The sequence below is a fragment of the Gemmatimonadota bacterium genome, from assembly GCA_016714015.1.
In the GTDB taxonomy this organism is placed as follows: domain Bacteria; phylum Gemmatimonadota; class Gemmatimonadetes; order Gemmatimonadales; family Gemmatimonadaceae; genus Pseudogemmatithrix.
Genome location: JADJNZ010000004.1, coordinates 306439 through 328626, shown reverse-complemented (window position 1 = coordinate 328626; position 22188 = coordinate 306439). Strand labels below are relative to the sequence as shown.

Genomic DNA, 22188 nt, shown 5'->3' with positions numbered 1-22188 from the left:
CGCGCGCGTTACCTCCCGTCGTGTTTCGTGATAGGATTCCGCAGGCGTCCCGCTCGCTCGCCGTGCCCCGTCGTCCTCATCCTCGGAGCGTCGCATGCTGTTCGCACTGGTGGTCATCGCCGCGGTCTTCCTTGCTTGGCTCGTCGCGGCGTACAACGGGCTGATCGCCCTCCGGGGCCAGACGGAGAACGCGCTCAAGCAGATCGACGTCCAGCTCAAGCGCCGCCACGACCTCATCCCCAACCTGGTGCAGGCCGTCCAGGGCGCGATGGACTTCGAGAAGGACACGCTCGCCGCCGTCATCAGTGCCCGGAACGGCGCGATCATGGCCGCCGCCGGGCTCGACCCGCAGCACGTCGCCGCCTCCGCCGCGGCCGAACAGCAACTCAGCGGCGCGCTCGGCAAGCTGATGGCCGTGGTGGAGTCCTATCCCGACCTCAAGGCCACCGCGAACGTCCGGCAACTCCAGGAAGAGCTGACCTCGACCGAGAACAAGGTCTCGTTCGCCCGGCAGGGTTACAACGACACGGCCACGTCGTACAACATCAAGCAGCAGCAATTCCCGACCAACCTGGTCGCGAACATGGCGGGCGCGGCGGTCGCAGAGCTGTGGGAGATCGAGGACGCCGCCGAGCGTGCCGTCCCCAAGGTCGAGTTCCGCCGGAACTAGGCCCACCCCGGCCACCCCGCGCCCGCCGCCCGGGCCATGAACCTCTTCGAGCAGCAGGCCGCCAACCGCCGGAAGTCCCGGTGGCTGGTCGCGGCGTTCGTCCTCTTCTTCGCCTGGCTGGGCTTCGGGGGCGACTACCTGGCCTGGGAGATGACCCGATATGGCCCGCCGGGGGCGTACCGCCACGCCTTCCCCTGGGGGGGGGTCGCGCTGTTCGCCATTGCGGCCGTCACGGTCACCTGGATCCGGCGGACCGGCCCGGACAAGGTCCTTTGGTCCGCCGGCGCCTACCCCCTCCCCGAGGGCCGGATGGACGAGAATCGGCAGCTCGAGAACGTCGTGGAGGAGATGGCGATCGCCGCCGGCGTCCGGAAGCCCAAGATCTACCTGATCGACGATCCGGACCCCAATGCGTTCGTGACCGGGACCGACCCCGACCACCCGCACCTCGCGGTGACGACCGGCCTCGTGTCCATGTTGAGTCGAGATGAGCTCCAAGCGGTCGTCGCCCACGAGCTCGGGCACGTGAAGAACCTCGACATGCAACTGATGACGATGGTCGCCGGGCTCGCCGGGGCGATCGCGCTCATCGCGGACGGACTCGGCCGGTCGATGCGGATCGGACGACACCGCAGCGGGGGCGGCGGGCGGGACCGCGGCGGCAAGCTCGGGGGGCTCCTCCTGGTCCTCCTGGTCATCTGGCTGATCAGCTGGATCCTGGCGCCCCTGATCACCCGGATGCTGGCAATGGGAATCAGCCGGAAGCGAGAGTACCTCGCCGATGCGATGGCGGCCCAGTTCACCCGGAACCCGATGGCCCTCGCCGACGCGCTCGACCGGATCGAGAAGGCGGGCGCACCGACCAAGACCATCAAGGGCGGGGTTGCGCACCTTTGCATCGCCGACCCCCTGGGCAGACGCGTGAGCCAGAAGGTGGGGTTCGTGGGGGACCTGTTCGCGACGCATCCCCCCATGGCGTTGCGGGTCGCCCGGCTCCGCGCGATGGCCTATCAGTCCGCGAAGGCGAGTGGTGACCTTGCGCCTGAATGACAGTCTGGTAGCTTGAAGGCAAGCGAGAGTTGGCGTTCAAACTTTTCCACACGAAAGCACTCCGCTACCGGATCTCTCCGCGAGCGGATCGAATGTGGAAAGAAGCGGGGATGTGGATATCTATCTCCCTTCGCGGAACGCCCCTCATCCAGCTCCTGTGTGGATTATCGTGATTGTGAGAATCGATCGCGACCAGGAGGCTGAGCGGACGATATGCATAGCAAGATGCATAAATTCTCGCCGTTATGCATTTCTCAATGAGCTTTAGTCATGCTCGGTAAATAGGCATTTTCATTGCATTTATCGAGTGTTGTATGATCTATCGAAAGATATGATGGTCTTTACAGGTTCAATCTTTCAACAAAACCGCAATGACGCCGCCGACGGTAGCCATTTTGATCGGCCCAGACTATGAGGACCTCGAGGTCTGGTACCCGAAACTACGCTTGGAGGCGGCCGGCATCAGCGCGCCGCTCGTCGGTGTCCCCGGGCAGGTCTTCAGCGGGAAGCATGGGTACCCTGCCCCGGTTGATGTATCTATCGATGATGTCGATACCGCCAATTTGGCTGGTGTGCTCGCGCCCGGTGGGTGGGCGCCGGACAAGATCCGACGCGACCCGCGGGCGCTTCAGCTCGTTCGCAACGTGCACGAGCGCGGTGGTCTCGTCGCCACGATATGCCACGGACCGTGGATCCTGATCAGCGCCGGGATAGTCCGTGGGCGCCGGCTGACCTCCACAGTCGGGATCCGGGACGACGTGGTGAACGCCGGGGCGGAGTGGGTCGACGCGCCGGTGGTGACGGACGGCAACCTCATCTCGAGCCGAGTCCCGAAGGACCTTCCGGCCTTCGGCGAGGCGCTGGTCGGCTGGTTCGAGGGGCGGCGGTAGAGCCGCCGCGGGGGCCCTTGGGGGCCCTCAGGAACGGGTCAGGGAGCCGTGATCGTGAGCTGCAACGGCAGGCTGTACGCCCCCGGGCGGTCCAGCGTCCACTGGTAGACGGACCGCAGATACAGGTTGACGGTCGTCCCGGCGGTGGCCGCGCCGGTCCCGATCGTCACCGCGGTGGTGCTCATGTTCGCGAACGGACCGCCTGCCGCCGTCCCCCACTGCAGCTCGCCCACGGGTTTGTTCGGACGTGCTTGCGGCCCCGTTCCCGTCCAGGTTCCGGCGGTCGAACGGAGCGTGACTGTCCAGCTTCTGTTCGCCCGAATGAGGAGCGGTGTGAGCGCCGGCGTGCCGAACCCCGCGGCGAATTCCGTCGCCGTGGCGGTCCCCAAGGGAACCACGGTGGAGGGGATCTGGAGCCTCACGACGGTCGTCACGGTGAGGTTCATTCCGTAGTTCGCCGTGCCCCCGACCGTGCATGTCGCCCGGTTGTTGACCGTGCAGTTCCCCTGCCCCGAGACGATCGCTGGGAGGCTCCCGAGCAGCAGCGCCGCCAGCAGGAGATGTCGGCCGGATCGAAGCCTGCGGGGCATCAGGGCGCCGCCTTCACCGCGACGAAGTTCCCGCTCCGCCCCGAGGAGACCTCGATCCACGCCCCCCGGATCGTGTCACCGACGATCCGGCCGACGTGCCGCCGCTCCGTCGCTGCGAGCAGCACGTCGAAATCGACGTCCGAATCCTCGATCACGCGGCCGCTGACCGGCCCGCCGTCGGAGCGCACGCCGCCTGCCACCCCCTGTTCCTGCCAGGAGAGTTGGCCGCTGATCACATCGTCGCGTTGCGTGGAGATGAGCAGGGTGCCGTCGAGGGTGAGGGCCGGAGCGGCCTGATCCCCGGAATAGTGCCAAGTCCCGCGCACATCCGCGACCTCCCCGGCCGGGTCGGTGGGGAAGGAGCAACCACACGCGATCAGTGCGGGGATGAACAGGGTGGCGGACCGGAGCGCACGAAGCGACCTCACCGGCGACCGTCGCCCTTGGGCGGCATGCTCGCCTCGTCCCGTGCAGCCTGACCGGTCCGGCTGCGCGCCCCGCGCGGCTCGCCGGCACGGGATGGCGGCACCGTGATGCGCACCGCGCGCCCGCGCAGCGCGATCGGGACCGTCCGCCGCTCGCGCGGCCGCACGCCGATCGTCACGGTCTCATCGGTCCGGAGCGGCTCGGCGAGCATGGAGAAATCGAAGCGCGTTGTGTAGTCGCCGGCCGGCACATCCTCGAAGACGAGGGTCGAGTCGTCGGCGTGGCGACCGACCCATTCGAACCCGGTCCCGTCGCGCAGGAAGATGCGGACGTCGGCGAGCTTCACGTCCGGGGCGCGACCGTCCTCGTCGCGGACGATCCGAAGCGCGAGCGAGACGGTGCCGGTCGCGAGCAACGGGATGTCGCGACGCTCGAGCGTGTCAGCCGAAAGGAGCGGATGCGCCAGGAGTCCGGCCGGCAGGCTCCCCTGCTCCACGCGCGTCCGGCCGCGCACGCGCGCGGGGAGGCGGTAGTGCCCGTTCCGGTCGGACGTCACCCGTGCGTCGCCGCGCCGGAGCACGACGCCCGCCACGCCCGGCTCGCCCGGGTCCCGTCGCCCATTGCCGTCGCGGTCGGCGTACACGACGCCCTGATCCCCACTGTTGCTCACCGGGCGGAGAAGGGTCGAGACCGAGAGCCGCATGGCGGCCATCCACCCGGCACGGCCGGTCCGGTCGCGATAGTACGGGTTGCGCTCCGCGCTCATCGCGAGATCCAGCCCGCCCGGGAGGGCCATCGTCATCGAGGTGCGCGTGACGAGGAAGGACTGGATGGCCCCAAGGCGCTGGTACTGCGCCTCCGAGTCGAGCCGGACGGCCCGAGCGCCGCGGGTGAGCGGCAGACCGGACCAGCGCAGCGACGCGACCCACACGTCCCCCGGCATCCCGACACCCGCCTCGGTCACCTGCACGCCGAGCGATGCGTCGATCGCCCCGAGTCGCTCGAGAGCGCGTGTCGCGAAGACCCGGGCCGCGCTCTGGCCGGCTATCGACGTCACCTCGCGCCCGTCGAGCAGTTCGGTGGTGCGCGTGACGGCGCCGAGACTGCCCTCACCCGACAGGGACAGCAGTCCGCGGCGCCATTCGTAGCCGGCCGTCAGGTCGCGGGAGCCTGACCCGAACGACCCGAACGCCCCTGAGGCGGACCGCGCATCGAACTCGGTGAACTGCCCGCGGAGTGACACGGCCGACGCGTCGGAGAGCGCGAAACGCTGCCCGACGCTCCACGAATCGACGCGCATGGCGCGGAAGACATTGCTCGCGTCGCGCGTGCGCGAGAGCGATCCGTCGAGCGACCACCGATCGGAGAGGTCGCGCGCGGCCTGGAACTGGAACTCGTCGGTCGCGCGCGCGAAGGCGCCGCTGCCGCCGGGCGCATGCACGATACTCATCGAGACACGGTCGTGGGGGCGCTCGTTGACCGCACGGAAGCTGTAGCCGGCGTTCACGACGCCGTAACTCTCGCGGTAGGCGAGGCCGGTCCCGAGCGTGAGCGCACCGATGGGCCGCGTCTCGTACTCGGCGGCGAGCGCGGTGAGGTCGCGGCCGCGCGAGACGCCGCCGCGCTCGGCGAGGTACGACATCGCCCCGCCGACCCGACCGAATGCCCCTTCGCGCCAGAGTCCGGCGCCGAACAGCTGTCCGCCGAGGTCGCTCGCGGTGCCGCCGGCGGATGGCCGACCGACGATCGCACGCCCTTCCCACTCCCCGCGCGTTCCCGAAGCGGTGACGCCTTCCCCGAGCACGTTCACGCCGGCCAGATCCGAGAGTTGCACGAGGGCATTGCCCGCGTTGACCTCCCAGTTGCGACCAGCGAGGCTCGCCGAGAAGGGACTCTGGTACGCCCCGACCGCGCTCAGCCCCTGCGCCACGATCCCGAAGCTGCGGACGCGCGGCAGGAGGCGTGCGCGGAGTTGGACGGTCTCGCTGACCGGGCCATCCAGGGTCGCGCCGCCGAAGGTGGCGCTGCCGTCGCTGCTCGTCGCGGCGGCGAGCACCGGATGGAGCGTCAGCCCGCTCACGGTCGTGCCGTTGGAGTGCACGCGGAGGACGGTGCGAAACTGCGCCGTGGGGGCCTCGGTGGGCGGCCACGTCGCGCCCGCGTCGAGGATCACCGAGTAGTCGCCGATGCCGGCGGCTTCCGGGATCGCGACCGTGGTCGCGATCTCGACGGTCGCGCCGAGGGGCACGCTGATGGTGCGCGGGACGTCGGGCGTGACGCGCCACCCTTGGGGCGTGCGCAGCCGGAGGTTGAGGGCCTCGGCGGCGTTGCCGCGGTTGACGAGACGGAAGACCAGGTCGACGCGGTCACCGGCGCGGAGCGCCGTTACCTCGGCGGTGCCGAGCGCGAGCACCTCGCGCCGGAGTGGCACGCGGACCGAGACCGGCTGGATGACCGAGGGACGCCCCGCGGCGCGGAACTCGACATCCGCGAGGTCGAGCTGTCCTGCCCGCGCGTCGCTCGGGACCCGGAGTGTCAGGACGAGGGAGCGGGAGGAGCCGCGCGGGATGGTGAGCACGCCGGACAGCATCCCGACGACGCTCGCGCCATTCAACGGCTTGATGACGTACGCGACCTCGGCGAGGTCGCGCAACGACTCCGGGATCGGGACCTGCACGGTGATGATCGCGCGCGCCTCGGCCTCGACGACGACGGAGGGGAGGCGCACCGCGTCGTCCGCGGAGGTGGCGGCGGCGAGCGAAGGCGTCGCGAGCAGGAGCGCGACGAGCCACGCACGGCGCGCCGGACGCGTCATGGTGCGGCGACCACCAGCTGCAACTGCACGCGGAACTGAGTCGCCGCGGTCGGCGGCGTGGTCGCCCAGTTGAGCAGGTAGCGGAACTGGATCGTATTCGACCAGGGGTCGTTGGTGCCGTTGAACGTGACGTTCCGGGTCTCGACGAGGGCCTGAGTCGTCGTCAGCGTGTTCCAGGTCCCGAGATCACCGCGCCGCCACTGGAGCGCCGCGGCGTTGAGGGTCCCGGTCGCCGGACAGGGCGCGAAGCACCTGACGCTCACCGTCGTCGCGCGTGGCGAGAAGGCGGGGCGATTGCTGATCGCGTTCACGTTGAACGTGAGCGTGCCGAGGATGACCGAGCCCGCGTCGAAATCTGCGGGCGTGGTCTGCGTCACCGTGAACGGGAGCCCCGTGACGGTGAGCGTCGTGCGGCGCCCGCGCTGGGCCGCGGCGGGTGCGGCGACGACCGCGAGCACTCCGCTCAGGAGTGCCACCTGCCCCACCCCGTACCACCAGCGCGTGCCGATCAAGGGACCTTGAACTCCACCTGCGCCGCCGTGATCTCGTCCCCACCGAAGTCGACCATCACGAGCGCGACGTAGTCACCCTTGGCGAGCGTCGGGAGCGTGATACGCTGATCGCGGACCGCGTTGGGCGTGATGAGCGCCTCGGGGGCACTCACCTTCTGCAGCAGCAGGCCGTCCACGTCCCGGATCTCGATGGTGGTCTTCAACTTCAGATGCTCGTTGCCCGCGCTGGTGAAGCGGACGTCCGCCTGCCAGACCTTCACCGAATCGCGCTTGGCGCCGGCGGGGACCTCCTTGGGGATCCACGCCTCGACGACGTCGGCGAAGGCGATCTCGCCGGCGCGGACGGGAGCCGCAGGATGGACGTAGACCTTCACGCCGGTCCGGATCTCGATGGAGAGGAACGAACCCTGTTGCTCGTTGCGCGGCGGCGGCGGCTGGACCGACTCGAAGAGGACGATCGACCAGCAGCCGGCGAGGTCGCCGGCACCGTCGAAGGTGACGCGGACGTACTCGACGGCCCCCGGCGCGACCTGGAAGGTCATCGGGAAGACCTTGACCTTGTCGCGGCAACTGCCGGCGGTGGCACCGACGGGGAGGAACTCGTTGCGGCCGAGCGTGTCGCGCTGCCAGTCGTTGAGGACGACGCGGACCTGCTGGACCTTGTCCTGCTCGTTCCGGACCGGGATCACCTGCGTGAGGGGACCGCGTCCGGGCGCGAGCTGGAAGTGCATCTCGAGCTCGTCGACCGCGACCTGCGCGCGGGCCGTGCGAGGCACGGTCAGCAGGGCGACGAAGAGGGCGAGGACGGCCGCACTCGCGTGCGCCCGTCCTCGCCCCTGCCGGCTACATGCGCCGGACATCATGCCTGTGCGTCCCGGGTGTGAGGCCGGGGCCTCACGGCGCGGTGAGCGTCAAGGTCAGGCCGAGCGCGTACGAGCCCGGGCGGTTAGCCGGGTCACTGTAGTCGGCGGGGATGGTCGCCTGGAACTGCACGTTGACGTTCTGCCCGTTGCTCGCCGCGCCGGTCGCGACGGTTGCCGCGGTCTGCGAGATGGCAGCGAAGGCGCCGCTGTTGATGGAGTACTGGAGCGTGTTCGCGGCGCGGACACCGGCGGCCGAGCCCGTGTAGGTCCAGTCGGCGGCGTTGGCAGCGATGGTGAGGTTCCAGGCGGCGTTGGCGCGGACGTTCACGTCACCGAACGGGCCCGCGACGACGGCAGCGCCGCCGCTGATGTCCGTGATCGACGAGCCGTCGAGCGTGACGGCGAGCGACGGGACCTGCATGCGCACGATCGTCGGGATCGTGAGCGTCGCAGTGGGCTGGAGCGAGCAGCTGGACTGCTGGGCGCAAACGAGCTGCGCCTCGGCGACCGCCGGGAGGGCGATCAGCGCGGCGGCAGCGACGAACGTCGCGGTGCGGCGGAGCATCTGGAATCCTCGATCTAGGGGTGAAGTGCTGGCGCAGGAGCCGCCGGTAGGGCAACTCCTCACGCCGCTCCTTGACGAGGGGTTCTCGACCGAGGTCACAGTGCGTCACCATTCGCCGGTGAACGAACCGGGTCGACGAACTGGCCGCGGTGTAGGGGAATCGGCTAAGACGATTCCTCATAAACACTTACTGTTTCCGACCCGACGGGCGCCGAGCTTGCACAGGTCCACGGTCGATGGGTCCGTCTTACCGCTCGTGTCGGGGCCGGGTACGTTTGCCTCGCCTCGCGCATCGATCCGCGGCGTTCGAGCGTCGTCTCCCCCCTGTCCACCCCGACCCTCACTCCCACGCTCATGTTGATAGGCGTCCCCACAGAACGCGCGTCGAACGAACTTCGCGTCGCGCTCGTCCCCGACAGCGTCGGCCGGCTCGCGAAGGCCGGCGCCCAGGTCGTCGTCGAACGCGGTGCCGGCCAGCGGGCCGGCTACCCGGACGCCGCCTTCGAGAAAGCGGGCGCGGGTCTCGGCGACACCGCGGCGGTCCTCGCCGCCGACCTGATCTGCAAGGTCCAGAAGCCGACGACCCCCGAGATCGCCGCGATGAAGCCCGGCGCGCACCTCATCTCCCTCCTCCAGCCGGCATCGTCAGCGGAGGCGATCGCGGCCCTCGAGACGCGGGGGGTCACGGCCTTCGCGCTCGAGCTGGTCCCCCGCATCACGCGGGCGCAGTCCATGGATGTGCTCTCGTCGCAGGCCACCGTCGCCGGCTACAAGGCGGTGCTGGTTGGGGCCTCGTCGATGGTCAAGTTCCTGCCGATGCTCACGACGGCGGCGGGCACGATCGCCCCGTCGAAGGTCTGCGTCCTCGGCGCGGGCGTGGCCGGGCTGATGGCGATCGCCACGGCGCGGCGGCTGGGCGCGGTGGTGAGCGGCTTCGACATCCGCGCCGCGGCGGCCGAGCAGATCAAGTCGCTCGGCGCGAGCGTGGTGGCGGAGAACCTGATCTCGGCCGACGCCCAGACGGCAGGGGGCTACGCGAAGGAGCAGAGCGCGGAACAGCAGGCGGCGATCCAGGAGGCGCTGAAGGCGCATCTCGCCGGCATGGATCTGGTGATCACCACGGCGGCGATCCCGGGTCGCGCCGCCCCGCGGCTGATCAGCACGGCGACGATCCAGACGATGACACCGGGGTCGGTGATCGTCGACCTGGCCGCCGAGACGGGCGGCAACTGCGAGCCGACGAAGGCGGGCGAGACCGTGGACGTGAACGGCGTGCAGGTGATCGGCCCGGTGAACCTCGCGGCGACGATGCCGAACCACGCGTCGGCGATGCTCAGCCGTAACATCCTGACCTTCGTGCAGCACGTGATGACGAAGGACGGCACCCTCAACATCGACCGCGCCGACGAGATCACCGGCGCGATGATCGTCACCGGGAGGACGGCCAAGTGACCGGCATGGACCTGATCGGATTCATCGTGGTCTTCATCCTCGCGACGTACCTCGGGGCGTCGCTCATCGGGCGCGTACCGCCCACCCTGCATACGCCACTCATGTCCGGGGCGAACGCGGTCTCCGGCATCACGGTAGTCGGCGCGATGGCGATCGCCGGCCACACGGACTACGGCGTGCTCGGCACGGTCCTCGGATTCGTCGCGATCGTCTTCGCGATGATGAACGTCGTCGGCGGCTACGCGGTGACCGACCGCATGCTCGAGATGTTCAAGAAGGGCCCGCAGGGAGGTGGCAAGTGATCTCCGTCGCCTTCGAACGGCTGTTGTACCTCGTCGCCGCGGTCCTCTTCATCACCGGCCTGAAGCAACTCCAGAGCCCGGAAACGGCGCGGAAGGGGAACCAGATCAGCGCGGTCGGCATGCTCATGGCGATCGTCATCACGTTGCTGTCGACGAAGACGATGACGTACGGGACGATCATGGCCGGCCTCGCGGTCGGCGGCGCGATCGGCCTCTACATGGCGCGCTCGGTGGCGATGACATCGATGCCGCAGATGGTCGCACTGCTGAACGGCGTCGGCGGCGGATCGTCCCTGCTCGTGGCGACCGCGGAGTTCCTCCACATGCACGAGAAGGGCGAGATCGCCTCGGTGGACGTCGCGCTCTCGACGCATCTCGGCGTGCTCATCGGTGCGGTGACCCTCACCGGCTCGGCGATCGCGTGGGCGAAGCTCCAGGAGGTGATGCCCGGCAAGGCGATCACCTTCGGCGGGCAGAAGATGGTCAACGGCCTGCTCTTCGCCGTGATCGCGGGACTCGCCGCCTGGCTGATCGCCGTGCCCACCGCGCCGATGTGGGCATTCTACGCGCTGACCGGACTGTCACTGCTCATCGGCGTACTGCTCGTGATCCCGATCGGCGGCGCGGACATGCCGGTGGTGATCTCGCTCCTCAACTCGTACTCCGGCATCGCGGCCGCCATGACGGGCTTCGTCATCAAGAGCGAGGTGCTCGTCATCTCCGGCGCCCTCGTGGGCTCGTCGGGCATCATCCTCTCGCAGATCATGTGCAAGGCGATGAACCGCTCGCTCGGGAACGTGCTGTTCGGCGCGTTCGGCGCGACGGCCGGCAAGAGCACCAAGACGGCCGAGGGGCTGTCGGTGAGCGCGACGAACGTCGAGGAAGCCGCGCTGCAACTGGCGTACGCGCAGAGCGTGATCGTCGTCCCCGGATACGGCCTCGCGGTCGCACAGGCGCAGCATCAGGTCCGCGAGTTGATGGACCTCATCGAGAAGCGTGGCGGCACGATGAAGTTCGCCGTACACCCGGTGGCGGGCCGCATGCCCGGCCACATGAACGTGCTCCTCGCCGAGGCGAACATCCCGTACGACAAGCTCATCGACATGGACGACATCAACCCGGAGTTCGAGCGGACCGACGTGTGTCTGGTGATCGGCGCGAATGACGTCGTGAACCCGGCGGCGCGAACGGACCCGTCGTCCCCGATCTTCGGCATGCCGATCCTCAACGCGGACCACGCGAAGCGGATCATCGTGATGAAGCGCGGGATGAGCGCCGGCTTCGCGGGGATCGAGAACGAACTGTTCTACAACGCGAAGACGCAGATGCTGTTCGGCGACGCGAAGGGGACGCTGACGAAGCTCGTCGCCGAGGTGAAGCAGGTGTGAGGACGGCAGGCAGGAGGTAGAAGGAGGAAGACCGTATGCGCAACGGCGATGCGGGGCTCATGCCTCGCATCGCCGTTCGCCATTCCTCCCTTCCTCCTTCAGCCTTCATCCGTACGTCCGCGACCGCCACTGCGTCGGCCGCCGCGCCGAGGAGATCACCAAGCGCAGCGTAGCCAACGGGTCCGCGAACGGGGAGAGCCACCAGGTGAGACCACGGCGCGAATAGCTCGGGGCGAGGGCCAGCAGGAGGAGCCAGCGGATGACGACGAGCCCCGCGGTGCTCGCGCCGAGCACCGCGCGCGCGGCGCCGGGCGGCAGCGAAGGCCAGGCAGCGGCCACGAGGGCCGCGGCGGGGAGTTGCGTCCCCTGCGCGGCGACCACGAAGGCGGTGTCGAGGAACTGGCGCGCCTTCGACGTGGCGTCCTTGAGGTCGAGCGATCGCCCCCACTCCCGCCACATCTGTCCCGCCCCGCGGTAACTCCGCACCCGATAGAGCCACGCGCCATCGAGGAATCCCACCGACGCGCCGCGGGCGGCAAGATGACGGACCAGACTGACATCCTCGGCGAACGAGGCGCGCACCGGCTCGTAGCCGCCGTGCGCCAGCAGGACCTCACGCTTGAGCAGGAAGCACTGCCCATTGGCGATGACGCGGTCCGGGGTCACGCGCGGGTCGCCGACGGCCCCCGAGCGGTAGATGAGCGTGACCAGTAGTGCCGGCTGCAGCCATCGTTCGGCAGCCGACTGTCCGTCGAACCTCGGGGCGAAACTCACCGCGTCGAACCCTTCACGGAGCGCCGCCTCCAGGACGGCGGCGGCACACCCCGGCTCCGCCTGCGTGTCGGCGTCCATGCCGAGCACCCAGGGCGTGGTCGCGAGCGTGGTGCCGTGCTGCAAGGCCCAGGCCTTCCCGATCCAGCCGGCGGGGAGCGGCGGATCGGTGACGAGGCGGATGCGCGGATCGAGTCGCGCCGCGGCCTCCACCATATCACGGGTCCCGTCGGTCGAGCCGCTGTCCACGACGAGGATCTCTGTGACCGGACGGCCCTGCGCGCGAAGCCCGTCGAGGCACGGCCCGATCCTGGCCGCCTCGTTGAGCGTCGCGACGATGATCGTGAGTGGCGGACCGTCGATCCCGTCGGGGAGAGGCCGCTCCGCCGGCCGGCGGGTGCGGCCTCCCGCAAGGCGGCTCATGAGGAGCAGCAGCAGCACGGCCTGGAGCGCGGCGAGAGCAGTGAGCATCGGGTGGTAAACGTAGCGGCGCTCCAAACCGTGCGCGCGCTTGCCCTGTCGAATGCGTGAACCCCGGGCGCACCGACGCCCGTACGGCCCTTCGGACCCACACCCGAGCCTGCCATGCGATCCCCGTTGCGCGCCCTCGTTGCCCTGCTCCTCCCCGCCGCGCTCAGCGCCCAGGAACGTCATGTCCTGAGCGGCACCACCGCGTCGATCTTCAACCTCGCAGGCCAGGTCCGCCTCGAGTCGGGGTCCGGCAGCGAGGTCGTCGTCGAGGTCACGCGGCGCGGGCCGGACGCCGAGAAGCTCGAAGTGCGGCTGCGCGGGGGGCAACTCGTCGTGCGGTATCCCGCGACCGAGATCGTCTACCGCGAGGACGACCGCAACGAGCGGTGGAGGAACAACTCGAACCTCCGCGTCCGCGAGGACGGGACCTTCGGCGGCGAGTGGGCCGATGGCGGGCGGCGCACGGTGATCCGCTCGCGGGGTACCGGACTCGAGGCGCACGCCGACCTCGCGGTGAAGGTCCCGGCCGGCAAGCGCGTCGAGCTCCATCTCGCCGCCGGCCGGATCGAGGCGACGAACGTGAACGGCGACCTCGACATCGATGTCTACTCCGCGAGCGTCCGTGCGACCGGGACGAAGGGGCGACTGTTCATCGATGCGGGGTCCGGGTCGGTACGCGTGGCCGATGCGTCGGGCGATCTCGAGATCGACACCGGGAGCGGATCGACCACGCTCGAGGGGCTTCGGATGTCGAGCGTGAAGGTCGATGCGGGCTCTGGCTCGGTGGACGCGCGCGACGTCGAGGCCGCCCGGTTCTCCGTGGACGTGGGCTCCGGTTCCGTTCGCGCCGAGCGGCTGAGCACCGACGACCTGCTGGTGGACACCGGGTCCGGCGGCGTGCGCCTCGACCTCGCCAAGGTGCCACGGCGCTCGGGGATCGACACCGGCTCGGGCGGCGTGACGCTCGCGCTCCCGGACGACGCATCCGCGGACCTCGACATCGACACCGGCTCGGGCGGGATCAGCTCCGACTTCCCCGTGACCGCGGACACGTTCCAGCGCCGCGAGTTGCGTGGACGGATCGGGGGCGGCGGGCCGCTGATCAAGGTCTCGACGGGGTCCGGCGGGGTGACCCTGCGCAAGCGCTGAGCGGACCGGATCGCGGGACGGGCGCGGGGAGCGTCGCCATGGGCGACGCTCCCCGCGCCCGCTTCACTGCACGAGTCCCTGCCGCACCTGGTCGATGATGAAGGCGTAGCGGAAGGCCTGCTCCTTCAACCGTTCGTACCGGCCCGACGACCCGCCGTGCCCGGCGCCCATGTTCATGCGCAACAGCAACGGGTTCGCGTCGGTGCGCATCGCGCGCAACCGCGCCACCCACTTGGTGGGCTCGAAGTACCCCACGCGCGAGTCGTTGAGTCCGCTCGTCACAAGCATCCGCGGGTACGCCTTCGCGGTCACGTTGTCGTACGGCGAGTACCGGCGCATGTAGCGGTACGCCTCCGGCGAGTTCGGGTCGCCCCACTGCTCCCATTCCTGCGCGGTGAGCGGGAGGCTCGCGTCGAGCATCGTGTTGATGACGTCGACGAAGGGGACGTCGGCGACGATCACCTTGAACAGGTCCGGACGCAGGTTGGCGACCACGCCCATGAGCAGCCCGCCCGCACTTCCGCCGTTGGCCGCGAGGCGATCCGCCGACGTGTACCGCTCGCGCACCAGGAACTCGGCGACGTCGATGAAATCGGTGAAGGTGTTCATCTTCCGGAGCATCTTGCCCTCGTCGTACCACTGACGGCCCATCTCCTGTCCGCCACGCACGTGCGCGACCGCATAGGTGATGTCGCGGTCGACGAGCGAGAAGCGCTGGGAGCTGAAGGTGGGCTCGGTGGTGGCTCCGTACGACCCGTAGGCGTAGAGGAGGAGCGCGGACCCGCCATCCCGCCTGGCGCCCTTCCGGTGCACGAGGGAGATCGGGATGCGGGTACCGTCGCGGGCGGGCGCGTACAGGCGCTCCACCTCGTACCGGTCGGGATCGTACCCGCCGAGGACCTCGTCCTGCTTGCGTCGCGTCCGCGCCCGCGTGGTCATGTCATAGTCGAACACCGTTGTCGGCGTGACGAGGGAGCTGTACGAGAAGCGCAGCGTCGTCGCGTCGTACTGCGGATTGCTGCCAGGGAAGACGCCGTACGCCGCCTCGGGGAAGCTCACGTCATGCGTGGCGCCGCCGTCGAGTGCGGTGATCCGGAGCTGCCGGAGCCCGTCGCGGCGCTCGATCACCACCACGTGACGCCGGAAGGCCATGACGCCTTCGACGAAGACGTCGGTCCGATGCGGGAGCCAGTCGGTCCAGGCCGCGGGCGCGTCGAGCGGCGCCGTCATCACCTTGAAGTCGCGCGCGCCCTGGTTCGTGAGGATGTAGAAGACCCGCTCGCCCGGCTCGACCTCGTACTCGACGCCGGGGCGGCGCGGCGCGATCACGCGCGGCGCCTCCGTGGGGCGGTCGGCGGGGATCGCGTGCCACTCGCTCTGCGTGAACGACCCACTGGAGATGAGGATCCACTCGCCGTTGCGCGAGCGCGAGAGGTTCACGTTGAAGAGGACGTCGGTGTCCTGGTAGACGCTCACGTCCGTCGCGCGCGGCTCGCCGACGACGTGCCGCCAGACGCGGTCGCCGCGCTTGGCGGAGTCGGGCGTCATGTAGAACAGCGTGCGATTGTCGCTCGCCCACGCGAGCCCCCAGCTGAGCTTCTCCAGTTGCTCGTCGATCCAGCGGCCGGTGGTGAGGTCCTTCACCCGCAGGTGGAAATCCTCGTAGCCGGTGGTATCGACGAGGACGGCGAGCCGGCGGTGGTCCGGACTCACCTCCATCCCGCCGAGCGAGTAGAACTCGTGCCCCGCGGCCTCAGCGTTCTGGTCGAAGTAGACCTCCTCGGCCGCGTCCAACGAGCCGCGCTTGCGTGCGAAGATCGGGTACGCCTTCCCCCGCTCGGTGCGCGAGTAGTAGAACCAGCCGTCGCGCTCGACGGGGACCTGGCTGTCGTCCTCCTTGATGCGCCCGAGCATCTCGTCGTAGAGCTGCCGCTGCAACTCGGCCGTGTGCGCCATCATGGCGTCGGTGTAGCGGTTCTCCGCCTCGAGGTACGGGATGGTCTCGGGGTGGGTCCGGTCCTTGAAATACGCGTAGTCGTCGACGCGGCGTTCGCCGTGGAGCGTCGTGACGACGGGGATCTTCTTGGCGACCGGGGGGCTCGGGAGCTGGGCGACGACTGGGGTGCTCATCAGGATCAGGGCGGCGGCGAGGACGGGACGCATGCGGTCTCCGCATTGGGGCGGACCCCGCGGGGGCTCGCGGGAGGCAGGATGTCCGAAAGATGGGGCCCGCGCCTCCGCGGCGGGATACGACGCACGGATTAACTTCCCTCCCCTCACCCTTCCGCCGCCCCCATCATGCCCGCCTCTCCCGGAACGCGCCTGCTCGGCCTCTGGCGCACGCTGAGCCCGCTCCCCGGCGGCCAGTGGCTCTTCGCGATGCTCTTCTCGCGCATGGTGCCCTATTCCGGCTCCGTCGGACCACGGATCCGCCATCTGGAGCCGGGCCACTGCCGCGTCGAGATCCCGGATCGGCGCTCGAACCGCCAGCATCTCGGCTCGGTGCATGCGATCGCGCTCATGAACGTGGCCGAGATGGCGAGCGGGATGGCGATGATGTCCGGCCTGCCGGACGGCGTGCGCGGCATCGTCACGCACATCGCGATCGAGTACCTGAAGAAGGCGCGTGGACCGATCACCGCGGTGAGCCGCGTGGCGGTCCCGACCGTCACCACCGACCAGGACTTCGACGTCATCAGCGAGTGCCTCGACCGCGAGGGGATCATCGTCGCGCGCGCGACGGTGCGCTGGCGGCTGGGGCCGGTGCGCGAGCGTGCGTCGGCGGCGTCCGCCGCGGGGGCGCGCTGATGGAGACGCCATTCACACGCCAGGCGCGGGTCGACGTCCCGCTCATCTGCGGCCCGATGTACCCCTGCTCCAACCCGGAACTCGTCGCGGCGGTGAGCGAGGCGGGGGCACTGGGCATCGTGCAGCCGATCGCGCTGACCTACGTGCACGGACACGAGTTCCGCGCCGGGCTCCGCTTCATCAAGTCGCTCACCGCGAAGCCCATCGGATTCAACGCGCTCATCGAGGGGAACAACAAGCTCTACAAGGAGCGGATGACGCAGTGGATCGACATCGCGCTCGAGGAAGGGGTCCGGTTCTTCCTCACCTCACTGGGCAACCCGAAGTGGGTCTGCGATCGCGTGCACGCGGTCGGGGGCGTGGTCTACCATGACGTGACCGAGCGGAAGTGGGCCCAGAAGGGGATCGACGGCGGCGTGGACGGGCTCGTGGCGGTGAACGCGCGGGCGGGCGGGCACGCCGGTCGCAAGTCGCCGGAGGCGCTCCTGGACGAGCTCCGACCGTTCAACGTCCCGATCGTGTCGGCGGGAGGCGTCGGGACACCCGAGGAGTTCACGCGGCACCTCCGGATGGGCTACGCGGCGGTCCAACTCGGGACGCGCTTCATCGCCACACCGGAATGCAAGGCGAGCGATGCCTACAAGCAGGCGATCGTCGACGCGAAAGAGGAGGACATCGTCCTCACCGAGCGCCTCACCGGCGTGCCGGTGGCGGTCATCTGCAATGCGTACATCGAGAAGCTCGGCACCGACGCCGGCTGGTTCGCGAAGTGGATGCTGCGCGGCCGGCGCACGAAGCACTGGATGCGCACCTGGTACGCGCTCAATTCGGTGCGGCGGCTCAAGCGGTCGCTCCACTCGGCGAACGTGTCGACCGACTACTGGCAGGCCGGGAAGTCGGTGGCGGGGATCCATGACGTGCGTCCCGCCGGGCAGATCGTGCGCGAGTTCGCCACCGCGCTCGACTGAGGTCGAGCGCGCGCTACTGCCGTCGCGCCGGGAGCGGTTCCCAGACGAGTCCTTCCGGCCGGCGGAAGACGAGCCGCGGCGCAGGCAGCAGGCTCAGCGACGCCTCGAGCTCCATGACGCCGCCCGCATCGTCGTAGCTCACGAGGACGATCGTGGAATCCGCCTTGGGGGTCTGCTTGAGGTCCGTGATCTTGTACCCGATCATGGGGGCCCCGGGCTGTACCGCCATGAAGATCGAGTCCTTGGTGAAGGCGAGCCGTCGGCCCGCGAAGTTGTTGTGCGTGCAGGTCCACTCACGAACGAGTGCCTCCGGCACGACGACCTCGGCCTGCGGCCAGAACTTCCAGATCGAGACGCCGATGACGACGATCACGGCGAGCACGGGCATGAACTTGAGCGAGACGCGCGAGGTGATGCCCGAGAGGTCGATGCCCGCCGACGGGGCCGCGGCCTTCGCCGCCGCCGCGATCTCCTCCGCCGTCGGCTCCTTGGGCGGCAGCCGCATCAGCATGCCGACGTCGTTCAGTGCCGCGCGGAGTTCTTCGGTATCGACCTTCTCGGGCTTCTTGGTCATCGTGAGGCGGGGGTGAGGCGTCAGTACTTGGAGGCGAGGCCGATGTAGCCGCCGTCGTTCCCGAGCACGACATCGTCGCGGCTGGGCAGGTCGGAGAGCGGCAGGCTCGTGAGGCCGTCGGGACCGGTGCTGTAGAGGTCGAAGCGCGAGTTGATCGGGACGAGGAAGCGGTCCTTTCGCGGGTCGGGCGCGGGGCCGCTCACGAGGAGTGGCACGTACGTGTACGGCCGACCCCAGGGGTCGCGCAGGGAGCCGCGGCCGATGAGCGCGAGCGACGCGGGGAGCGAGTCGAGCGCGGAGAGGTCCTGGGCGATCTGGCGCATGTCGGAGATCGCGCGCGCGACCTTCGCCTTGTCGATCGACCCCGAGATCGGGGGGACGGCGACGGTCGACAGCACGCCGATGATGATCATCGCGGCGAGGAGCTCGATGAGCGTGAAACCGTGTCGCCTGCGACGAGCTCTGCTCGTTCCCTGTGGCATGGTGCGTCTCCCGGCGAGTCCGAATCGTCCTTCCACCTCGTCAGTGGACGATTCACCCCGGACCGAGGTCTCGCGGCCGCCACTACGTGACGGGATGACCCTAGGGGACGGGGGCCTCGGCGACGGCAGGCGGGACGCCCGGCCACCAGCGGTGGACGAGGACCGTCACGGTACCCGGGCGGACGGTGACGGTACCCAAGGAGTAGGCCTCCCCGTCGCGCGTGACCTCGACCAGGTGCTCCCCCGCCGGGAGCCGCATGCGCGAGACGACGACCCGGTCCGGGAGGACCTGCCAGGCCCGAAGGTCCGGCTGGTCGAGCACCTGCGAGCTCACGTGGAGGGCGAGCATCCCGATGCCGGCGAGGATCAGGCCGGCGGCCGCGAGCCCGGCGTTCCCCCCTTCGGACTTCTTGTCGTCCTTCTTGCTGCCCTTCTCGCCCTTGCCCGACTTCGACTCGTCGTCCTCGTCGGTCAGCACGTCGCCGGCGGCGCTGAACGCGCCTTCGGCGGCATTGGCCGTCACCTCGCGGACCGCCGCGCGTGCGAGGGCGCGGGCGATGCGGCCGGGCTGTTCGCGCTCGAAGTCGGCGCGCACCGCGCGGCTCACATCGAGCGTGATGGCGTCGGCGATCACCGGGCCGCTCCCGAAGGCCGCGTCCCACTGTCGCGGCAATCCCGTGGCGCGCGCGCCGAGCCGACCGACGGTGGCCTCGGGGTTCACCGGACCCATCACGGGCCAACGGAGGCTCACGTTTCGATAGCGCTCAGCGCGCCAGTCACGCTGGATGCCGCGGCGCCCGTCGATCCTGCGATAGGTGTCGAGCCGCACGGCGCCGTCGGCGCTCTCCAGCATCGCGACCTCGTCCTGCGCGACCCAGAAATCGAGCGCGGTCGGTTCGGGTCGCGCGACGAACCCGTCCTCGATCAGAACGACGACGTCGCCATGCGCCGAATCGGGCGGGATGGTATCGCCGGGCAACCGACCGAGGAGCGCGGCGGCGTTGCGATAGGCGACGTCGGCATCGGCGCGCTCGCCGGCGACCTCGAACATCACGCCAGAGATGTATCGCATGGCGCCCATGAAGGCGGAGTCCGGGTTGTTGCTCGCATCACTCGCGAGCAGGACCCCCATGCGACGCGCCTCGACCGCGGTCTCGTCCCGCTCGTTGCGCGCCAGCCAGTTGAGCCCGCCATAGTACGGGATCATGAGCCGTTCGGTGGGCCCGACATTGTACGGCAGGGCCCCTTCCCCGGTGACCATGCTCTGTGCCCCGTCGGAGAGACGGCGGGTGTAGCGCTGGTAGGAGATCTCCCAGGCGCGATCCAGTGCGCGGCTCCCGAGTTCGTTCTGCCCGGCGTGCACCGCGATCAGCCCCTTGTACAGGTGCCGGAGCAGCGCATCCGCGGGCGCGATCTCCTTCTGCTTGATGGACTCGAGCGCCGTCCCGTACTGGCCCGCGACGAGCTGGGCCCGGATCTGTCGTTCCGCCGGGATCCCGGCCGGACCCGCGCGCCAGCTCTGGCCTGCGGACGCGCAGGCCTGGAGCAGGAGCGTGAGCACGAGCAGGAGGCGCATGGACGGGCGATGAAGGCTGAAGGGGGAAGGAGGAAGGAGCCGGCGCGTCTGGGGCGCGGCGCCGACCGGGGCTGCCGCACCAGACTCACCTCACCTGCTTCTCGAGCACGACGATCCGCTGCTGCGCCATGGCGATCGCCTCCGCCATCTTGGCGTTCGCGTCGCCCTGCGCCTTGATCCGCTCGAGGTCGAGCGAGAGCAGGAACCGCTGATAGCGCATGAGCGCCTCCTGCGGCCGGAGTTGCAGGTCGAGCAGCCGCGCAGCCTTGTACTGGACCTCGGCGTTGTCCGGGTCGAGCACGCTCGCCCGGTCGTAGCGGTTGAGCGCGCCGGCCATGTCGTTCGCGGTGACCAGATCGTCTCCCTCGCGGATCAGCGCGTCGGCGGCCGCCTTGCCCTGTGCCTGCGCGGACGCGTCCTGCGGCTTGCTCGCGACCAGGATGCCCTGCGGCCCGCGGCGCGACAGGACGGCGGCGCGGCCGGCTTCCATCTGGACCATCACCATCTCGCCGACCTTGTCCTTCGGCGACATCGAGACGCGAGCGGGCACGAGGACCGCATCGCTGCCGGCGCGGCGCACGACCCACGCCACCGGCGCCGTACGCGTCGCGGCGTAGACCTGTACCTCGTTCATACCGATGGTGACCTCACCGCGGGCGATCGCCTCGCGAACCGCCGTGGGGGCCCCGGCGGTCGCCAGAGCGTAGACGGAATCGATGCTCGCCCGCGCGGCGTTGCGCTCGTCCTCGACCATCGGGGCTGCGGTGGAGGCATCGGTGGCGGGGACGCGATCCCCGTTGACCATGATCGGCGATTCGTTGACGCGCTGCGGGTAGGGTGCGCACGCGTTGAGCGCGAGGAACGCGCTGGCGGAGAGATAGATGGTCGGGCGCATGTCGGGCGGAAGGCTGAAGGTGGAAGGAAGAACGCGTGGTCAGCGTGGGCGAGCGCTCACGGCGTGAGTCGGCGCCGCTGGATGTACTTCTTGATCTTGTGCTGGCCCACCCAGACCTTCGCGTTACTCTCGAGATCGATCAGCGTCGCGTCGATCTGGTAGAACGTGATCTTCTCTCGCCCCTCGGAGTCCTCGATCGCCTGGACATCGCCCTGCAGCATGAAGCGCGCGCCTTGCTCACGCGCCATCCGCGCGCGCGACTCGGCGGTCGCGTTGACCTGCTGGTCGGCGCGCTCGTCGCGGACGTCCTGACGCTCCTCGCGGCTCGCGACGACACGGACCGCGCCGGACGTGATGTAGGCCCGCTCGAGGTCGCGAACGAACGTCCCGACCGCGATGTGCTCCATGGTGCGATTGCGGAACTCGCCGACGATGATCGTGGGCGACTGCCCGTTGTTGGCCGCGGCCCAGTCGCGCGCCCAGGAGGCGCCAAGGGACTGGCCGATGAGCTCGTTGGCGACGAGTCGCGAGTCGGTGTCGTTCCAACGGCCCGAGAGATCGGTGACGCTGTTGGGGTCGACGCGGCTGACGCGCTTGATGCCGCACGCCGAGACAGCGAGTGCGGCGACGACGAGGGCGAGGATGGGGCGACGGGCGAGCATTGAGGCCTCGGGTGGGCTGGGGTTCGGTTCCTATGAATGCAGGACGAGTGCCAACGCGTGCAGGTTTCGTAAGTCATTGATCCGCATGGGCTTTGCCGTCGTGCTCGCCCCGATCTGTCCGCTATTTGGGACGAGTGTGTCGCGGGTCACATTGTTCGAAGAAGGCTGAAGGGGGAAGGATGAAGGCGGAGCCGCGGCGCTCGACGCATGGCGAGCGAGACGGTGACGGAATGACCGCCGTCGGGACGCTAGATTCTCCGCATCCCGCGCCCGCGCCGTTCGTGCGCTTCCACCCTCCTTCCTTCCACC

Annotated in this window: 22 protein-coding genes; 9 read left to right on the top strand and 13 right to left on the bottom strand. The window is 69.5% G+C overall.

What is annotated here, in order from left to right:
• Nucleotides 1-94 precede the first annotated feature (94 nt).
• From IPJ78_08650 to IPJ78_08640, 3 genes are all read left to right on the top strand, one after another.
• Nucleotides 95-670, top strand: a complete 576-nt coding sequence (locus IPJ78_08650; protein ID MBK7906622.1) for a LemA family protein — start codon at nucleotides 95-97, stop codon at nucleotides 668-670.
• A gap of 36 nt (nucleotides 671-706) precedes the next feature.
• Nucleotides 707-1720, top strand: a complete 1014-nt coding sequence (locus tag IPJ78_08645) for a M48 family metallopeptidase (GenBank protein ID MBK7906621.1) — start codon at nucleotides 707-709, stop codon at nucleotides 1718-1720.
• A gap of 371 nt (nucleotides 1721-2091) precedes the next feature.
• Nucleotides 2092-2610 (top strand): type 1 glutamine amidotransferase, encoded by a 519-nt coding sequence (locus IPJ78_08640; protein MBK7906620.1) that lies wholly within the window; start codon nucleotides 2092-2094, stop codon nucleotides 2608-2610.
• 38 nt (nucleotides 2611-2648) lie between these two features.
• Here the strand turns inward: IPJ78_08640 and IPJ78_08635 are convergent, their stop codons facing one another.
• From IPJ78_08635 to IPJ78_08610, 6 genes are all read right to left on the bottom strand, one after another.
• Nucleotides 2649-3200 (bottom strand): hypothetical protein, encoded by a 552-nt coding sequence (locus tag IPJ78_08635; protein ID MBK7906619.1) that lies wholly within the window; start codon nucleotides 3198-3200, stop codon nucleotides 2649-2651.
• Nucleotides 3200-3526 (bottom strand): hypothetical protein, encoded by a 327-nt coding sequence (locus IPJ78_08630; protein ID MBK7906618.1) that lies wholly within the window; start codon nucleotides 3524-3526, stop codon nucleotides 3200-3202. Before IPJ78_08630 ends, IPJ78_08635 begins: the two co-directional genes overlap by 1 nt.
• Nucleotides 3527-3624: 98 nt before the next feature.
• Nucleotides 3625-6441 (bottom strand): hypothetical protein, encoded by a 2817-nt coding sequence (locus IPJ78_08625; protein ID MBK7906617.1) that lies wholly within the window; start codon nucleotides 6439-6441, stop codon nucleotides 3625-3627.
• A complete protein-coding gene (locus IPJ78_08620; protein ID MBK7906616.1) occupies nucleotides 6438-6953 on the bottom strand; it encodes a hypothetical protein in 516 nt (171 codons plus the stop codon). Before IPJ78_08620 ends, IPJ78_08625 begins: the two co-directional genes overlap by 4 nt.
• On the bottom strand, nucleotides 6950-7816 hold the full coding sequence (locus tag IPJ78_08615; protein MBK7906615.1) for a hypothetical protein: 867 nt from the start codon (nucleotides 7814-7816) through the stop codon (nucleotides 6950-6952). Before IPJ78_08615 ends, IPJ78_08620 begins: the two co-directional genes overlap by 4 nt.
• A 31-nt stretch (nucleotides 7817-7847) precedes the next feature.
• The gene (locus IPJ78_08610; GenBank protein MBK7906614.1) at nucleotides 7848-8381 is read right to left on the bottom strand and encodes a hypothetical protein; all 534 of its coding nucleotides are present in this window, start codon (nucleotides 8379-8381) and stop codon (nucleotides 7848-7850) included.
• Nucleotides 8382-8735: 354 nt separating this feature from the next.
• On the opposite strand from IPJ78_08610, the gene IPJ78_08605 reads away from it, so the two are divergent.
• From IPJ78_08605 to IPJ78_08595, 3 genes are read left to right on the top strand one after another with little or no spacing between them, the layout of a single operon-like run.
• Nucleotides 8736-9833 carry an NAD(P) transhydrogenase subunit alpha gene (locus tag IPJ78_08605; protein ID MBK7906613.1) on the top strand — a complete coding sequence of 366 codons (1098 nt, stop codon included), beginning with the start codon at nucleotides 8736-8738 and terminating at the stop codon, nucleotides 9831-9833.
• A 5-nt stretch (nucleotides 9834-9838) separates the two neighbouring features.
• Nucleotides 9839-10135, top strand: coding sequence for an NAD(P) transhydrogenase subunit alpha (locus IPJ78_08600; GenBank protein ID MBK7906612.1), 297 nt, complete (start codon nucleotides 9839-9841; stop codon nucleotides 10133-10135).
• A complete protein-coding gene (locus IPJ78_08595; GenBank protein ID MBK7906611.1) occupies nucleotides 10132-11523 on the top strand; it encodes an NAD(P)(+) transhydrogenase (Re/Si-specific) subunit beta in 1392 nt (463 codons plus the stop codon). The genes IPJ78_08600 and IPJ78_08595 overlap by 4 nt, the downstream gene beginning before the upstream one ends.
• A 105-nt stretch (nucleotides 11524-11628) precedes the next feature.
• On the opposite strand, the gene IPJ78_08590 is transcribed toward IPJ78_08595, so the two are convergent.
• Entirely contained in the window at nucleotides 11629-12765 is a 1137-nt protein-coding gene (locus IPJ78_08590) for a glycosyltransferase (protein ID MBK7906610.1), read from the bottom strand.
• Nucleotides 12766-12879: 114 nt separating this feature from the next.
• On the opposite strand from IPJ78_08590, the gene IPJ78_08585 reads away from it, so the two are divergent.
• Complete coding sequence (locus tag IPJ78_08585) at nucleotides 12880-13914, top strand: DUF4097 family beta strand repeat protein (protein ID MBK7906609.1); 1035 nt, start codon at nucleotides 12880-12882, stop codon at nucleotides 13912-13914.
• A 63-nt stretch (nucleotides 13915-13977) separates the two neighbouring features.
• On the opposite strand, the gene IPJ78_08580 is transcribed toward IPJ78_08585, so the two are convergent.
• Nucleotides 13978-16077, bottom strand: a complete 2100-nt coding sequence (locus IPJ78_08580) for a S9 family peptidase (GenBank protein ID MBK7906608.1) — start codon at nucleotides 16075-16077, stop codon at nucleotides 13978-13980.
• 135 nt (nucleotides 16078-16212) lie between these two features.
• Here IPJ78_08580 and IPJ78_08575 point away from each other — a divergent pair, with 135 nt between their 5' ends.
• Together IPJ78_08575 and IPJ78_08570 are read left to right on the top strand one after the other, a co-directional pair.
• Nucleotides 16213-16722: a DUF4442 domain-containing protein gene (locus tag IPJ78_08575; GenBank protein MBK7906607.1), complete on the top strand. Its 510-nt coding sequence runs from the start codon at nucleotides 16213-16215 to the stop codon at nucleotides 16720-16722.
• The gene (locus IPJ78_08570; GenBank protein MBK7906606.1) at nucleotides 16722-17690 is read left to right on the top strand and encodes a nitronate monooxygenase; all 969 of its coding nucleotides are present in this window, start codon (nucleotides 16722-16724) and stop codon (nucleotides 17688-17690) included. Before IPJ78_08575 ends, IPJ78_08570 begins: the two co-directional genes overlap by 1 nt.
• A 13-nt stretch (nucleotides 17691-17703) precedes the next feature.
• Here the strand turns inward: IPJ78_08570 and IPJ78_08565 are convergent, their stop codons facing one another.
• The 5 genes from IPJ78_08565 to IPJ78_08545 form a co-directional block, all read right to left on the bottom strand.
• On the bottom strand, nucleotides 17704-18264 hold the full coding sequence (locus IPJ78_08565; protein ID MBK7906605.1) for a hypothetical protein: 561 nt from the start codon (nucleotides 18262-18264) through the stop codon (nucleotides 17704-17706).
• Between the two features lie 20 nt (nucleotides 18265-18284).
• Complete coding sequence (locus tag IPJ78_08560) at nucleotides 18285-18746, bottom strand: type II secretion system protein (protein ID MBK7906604.1); 462 nt, start codon at nucleotides 18744-18746, stop codon at nucleotides 18285-18287.
• Nucleotides 18747-18846: 100 nt separating this feature from the next.
• A complete protein-coding gene (locus IPJ78_08555; GenBank protein MBK7906603.1) occupies nucleotides 18847-20322 on the bottom strand; it encodes a hypothetical protein in 1476 nt (491 codons plus the stop codon).
• Between the two features lie 85 nt (nucleotides 20323-20407).
• The gene (locus IPJ78_08550; protein ID MBK7906602.1) at nucleotides 20408-21217 is read right to left on the bottom strand and encodes a hypothetical protein; all 810 of its coding nucleotides are present in this window, start codon (nucleotides 21215-21217) and stop codon (nucleotides 20408-20410) included.
• 56 nt (nucleotides 21218-21273) lie between these two features.
• Nucleotides 21274-21879 carry a penicillin-binding protein activator LpoB gene (locus IPJ78_08545; protein MBK7906601.1) on the bottom strand — a complete coding sequence of 202 codons (606 nt, stop codon included), beginning with the start codon at nucleotides 21877-21879 and terminating at the stop codon, nucleotides 21274-21276.
• Nucleotides 21880-22188: the final 309 nt, after the last annotated feature.

Coding starts and splice junctions, on each gene's coding strand:
- IPJ78_08570 (MBK7906606.1), top strand. CDS start 16,722: ATGGAGACGCCATTCACACGCCAGGCGCGGGTCGACGTCCCGCTCATC.
- IPJ78_08645 (MBK7906621.1), top strand. CDS start 707: ATGAACCTCTTCGAGCAGCAGGCCGCCAACCGCCGGAAGTCCCGGTGG.
- IPJ78_08635 (MBK7906619.1), bottom strand. CDS start 3,200: ATGCCCCGCAGGCTTCGATCCGGCCGACATCTCCTGCTGGCGGCGCTG.
- IPJ78_08590 (MBK7906610.1), bottom strand. CDS start 12,765: ATGCTCACTGCTCTCGCCGCGCTCCAGGCCGTGCTGCTGCTGCTCCTC.
- IPJ78_08600 (MBK7906612.1), top strand. CDS start 9,839: ATGGACCTGATCGGATTCATCGTGGTCTTCATCCTCGCGACGTACCTC.
- IPJ78_08550 (MBK7906602.1), bottom strand. CDS start 21,217: ATGCGCCCGACCATCTATCTCTCCGCCAGCGCGTTCCTCGCGCTCAAC.
- IPJ78_08580 (MBK7906608.1), bottom strand. CDS start 16,077: ATGCGTCCCGTCCTCGCCGCCGCCCTGATCCTGATGAGCACCCCAGTC.
- IPJ78_08605 (MBK7906613.1), top strand. CDS start 8,736: ATGTTGATAGGCGTCCCCACAGAACGCGCGTCGAACGAACTTCGCGTC.
- IPJ78_08565 (MBK7906605.1), bottom strand. CDS start 18,264: ATGACCAAGAAGCCCGAGAAGGTCGATACCGAAGAACTCCGCGCGGCA.
- IPJ78_08615 (MBK7906615.1), bottom strand. CDS start 7,816: ATGATGTCCGGCGCATGTAGCCGGCAGGGGCGAGGACGGGCGCACGCG.
- IPJ78_08650 (MBK7906622.1), top strand. CDS start 95: ATGCTGTTCGCACTGGTGGTCATCGCCGCGGTCTTCCTTGCTTGGCTC.
- IPJ78_08555 (MBK7906603.1), bottom strand. CDS start 20,322: ATGCGCCTCCTGCTCGTGCTCACGCTCCTGCTCCAGGCCTGCGCGTCC.
- IPJ78_08545 (MBK7906601.1), bottom strand. CDS start 21,879: ATGCTCGCCCGTCGCCCCATCCTCGCCCTCGTCGTCGCCGCACTCGCT.
- IPJ78_08560 (MBK7906604.1), bottom strand. CDS start 18,746: ATGCCACAGGGAACGAGCAGAGCTCGTCGCAGGCGACACGGTTTCACG.
- IPJ78_08625 (MBK7906617.1), bottom strand. CDS start 6,441: ATGACGCGTCCGGCGCGCCGTGCGTGGCTCGTCGCGCTCCTGCTCGCG.
- IPJ78_08640 (MBK7906620.1), top strand. CDS start 2,092: ATGACGCCGCCGACGGTAGCCATTTTGATCGGCCCAGACTATGAGGAC.
- IPJ78_08610 (MBK7906614.1), bottom strand. CDS start 8,381: ATGCTCCGCCGCACCGCGACGTTCGTCGCTGCCGCCGCGCTGATCGCC.
- IPJ78_08575 (MBK7906607.1), top strand. CDS start 16,213: ATGCCCGCCTCTCCCGGAACGCGCCTGCTCGGCCTCTGGCGCACGCTG.
- IPJ78_08585 (MBK7906609.1), top strand. CDS start 12,880: ATGCGATCCCCGTTGCGCGCCCTCGTTGCCCTGCTCCTCCCCGCCGCG.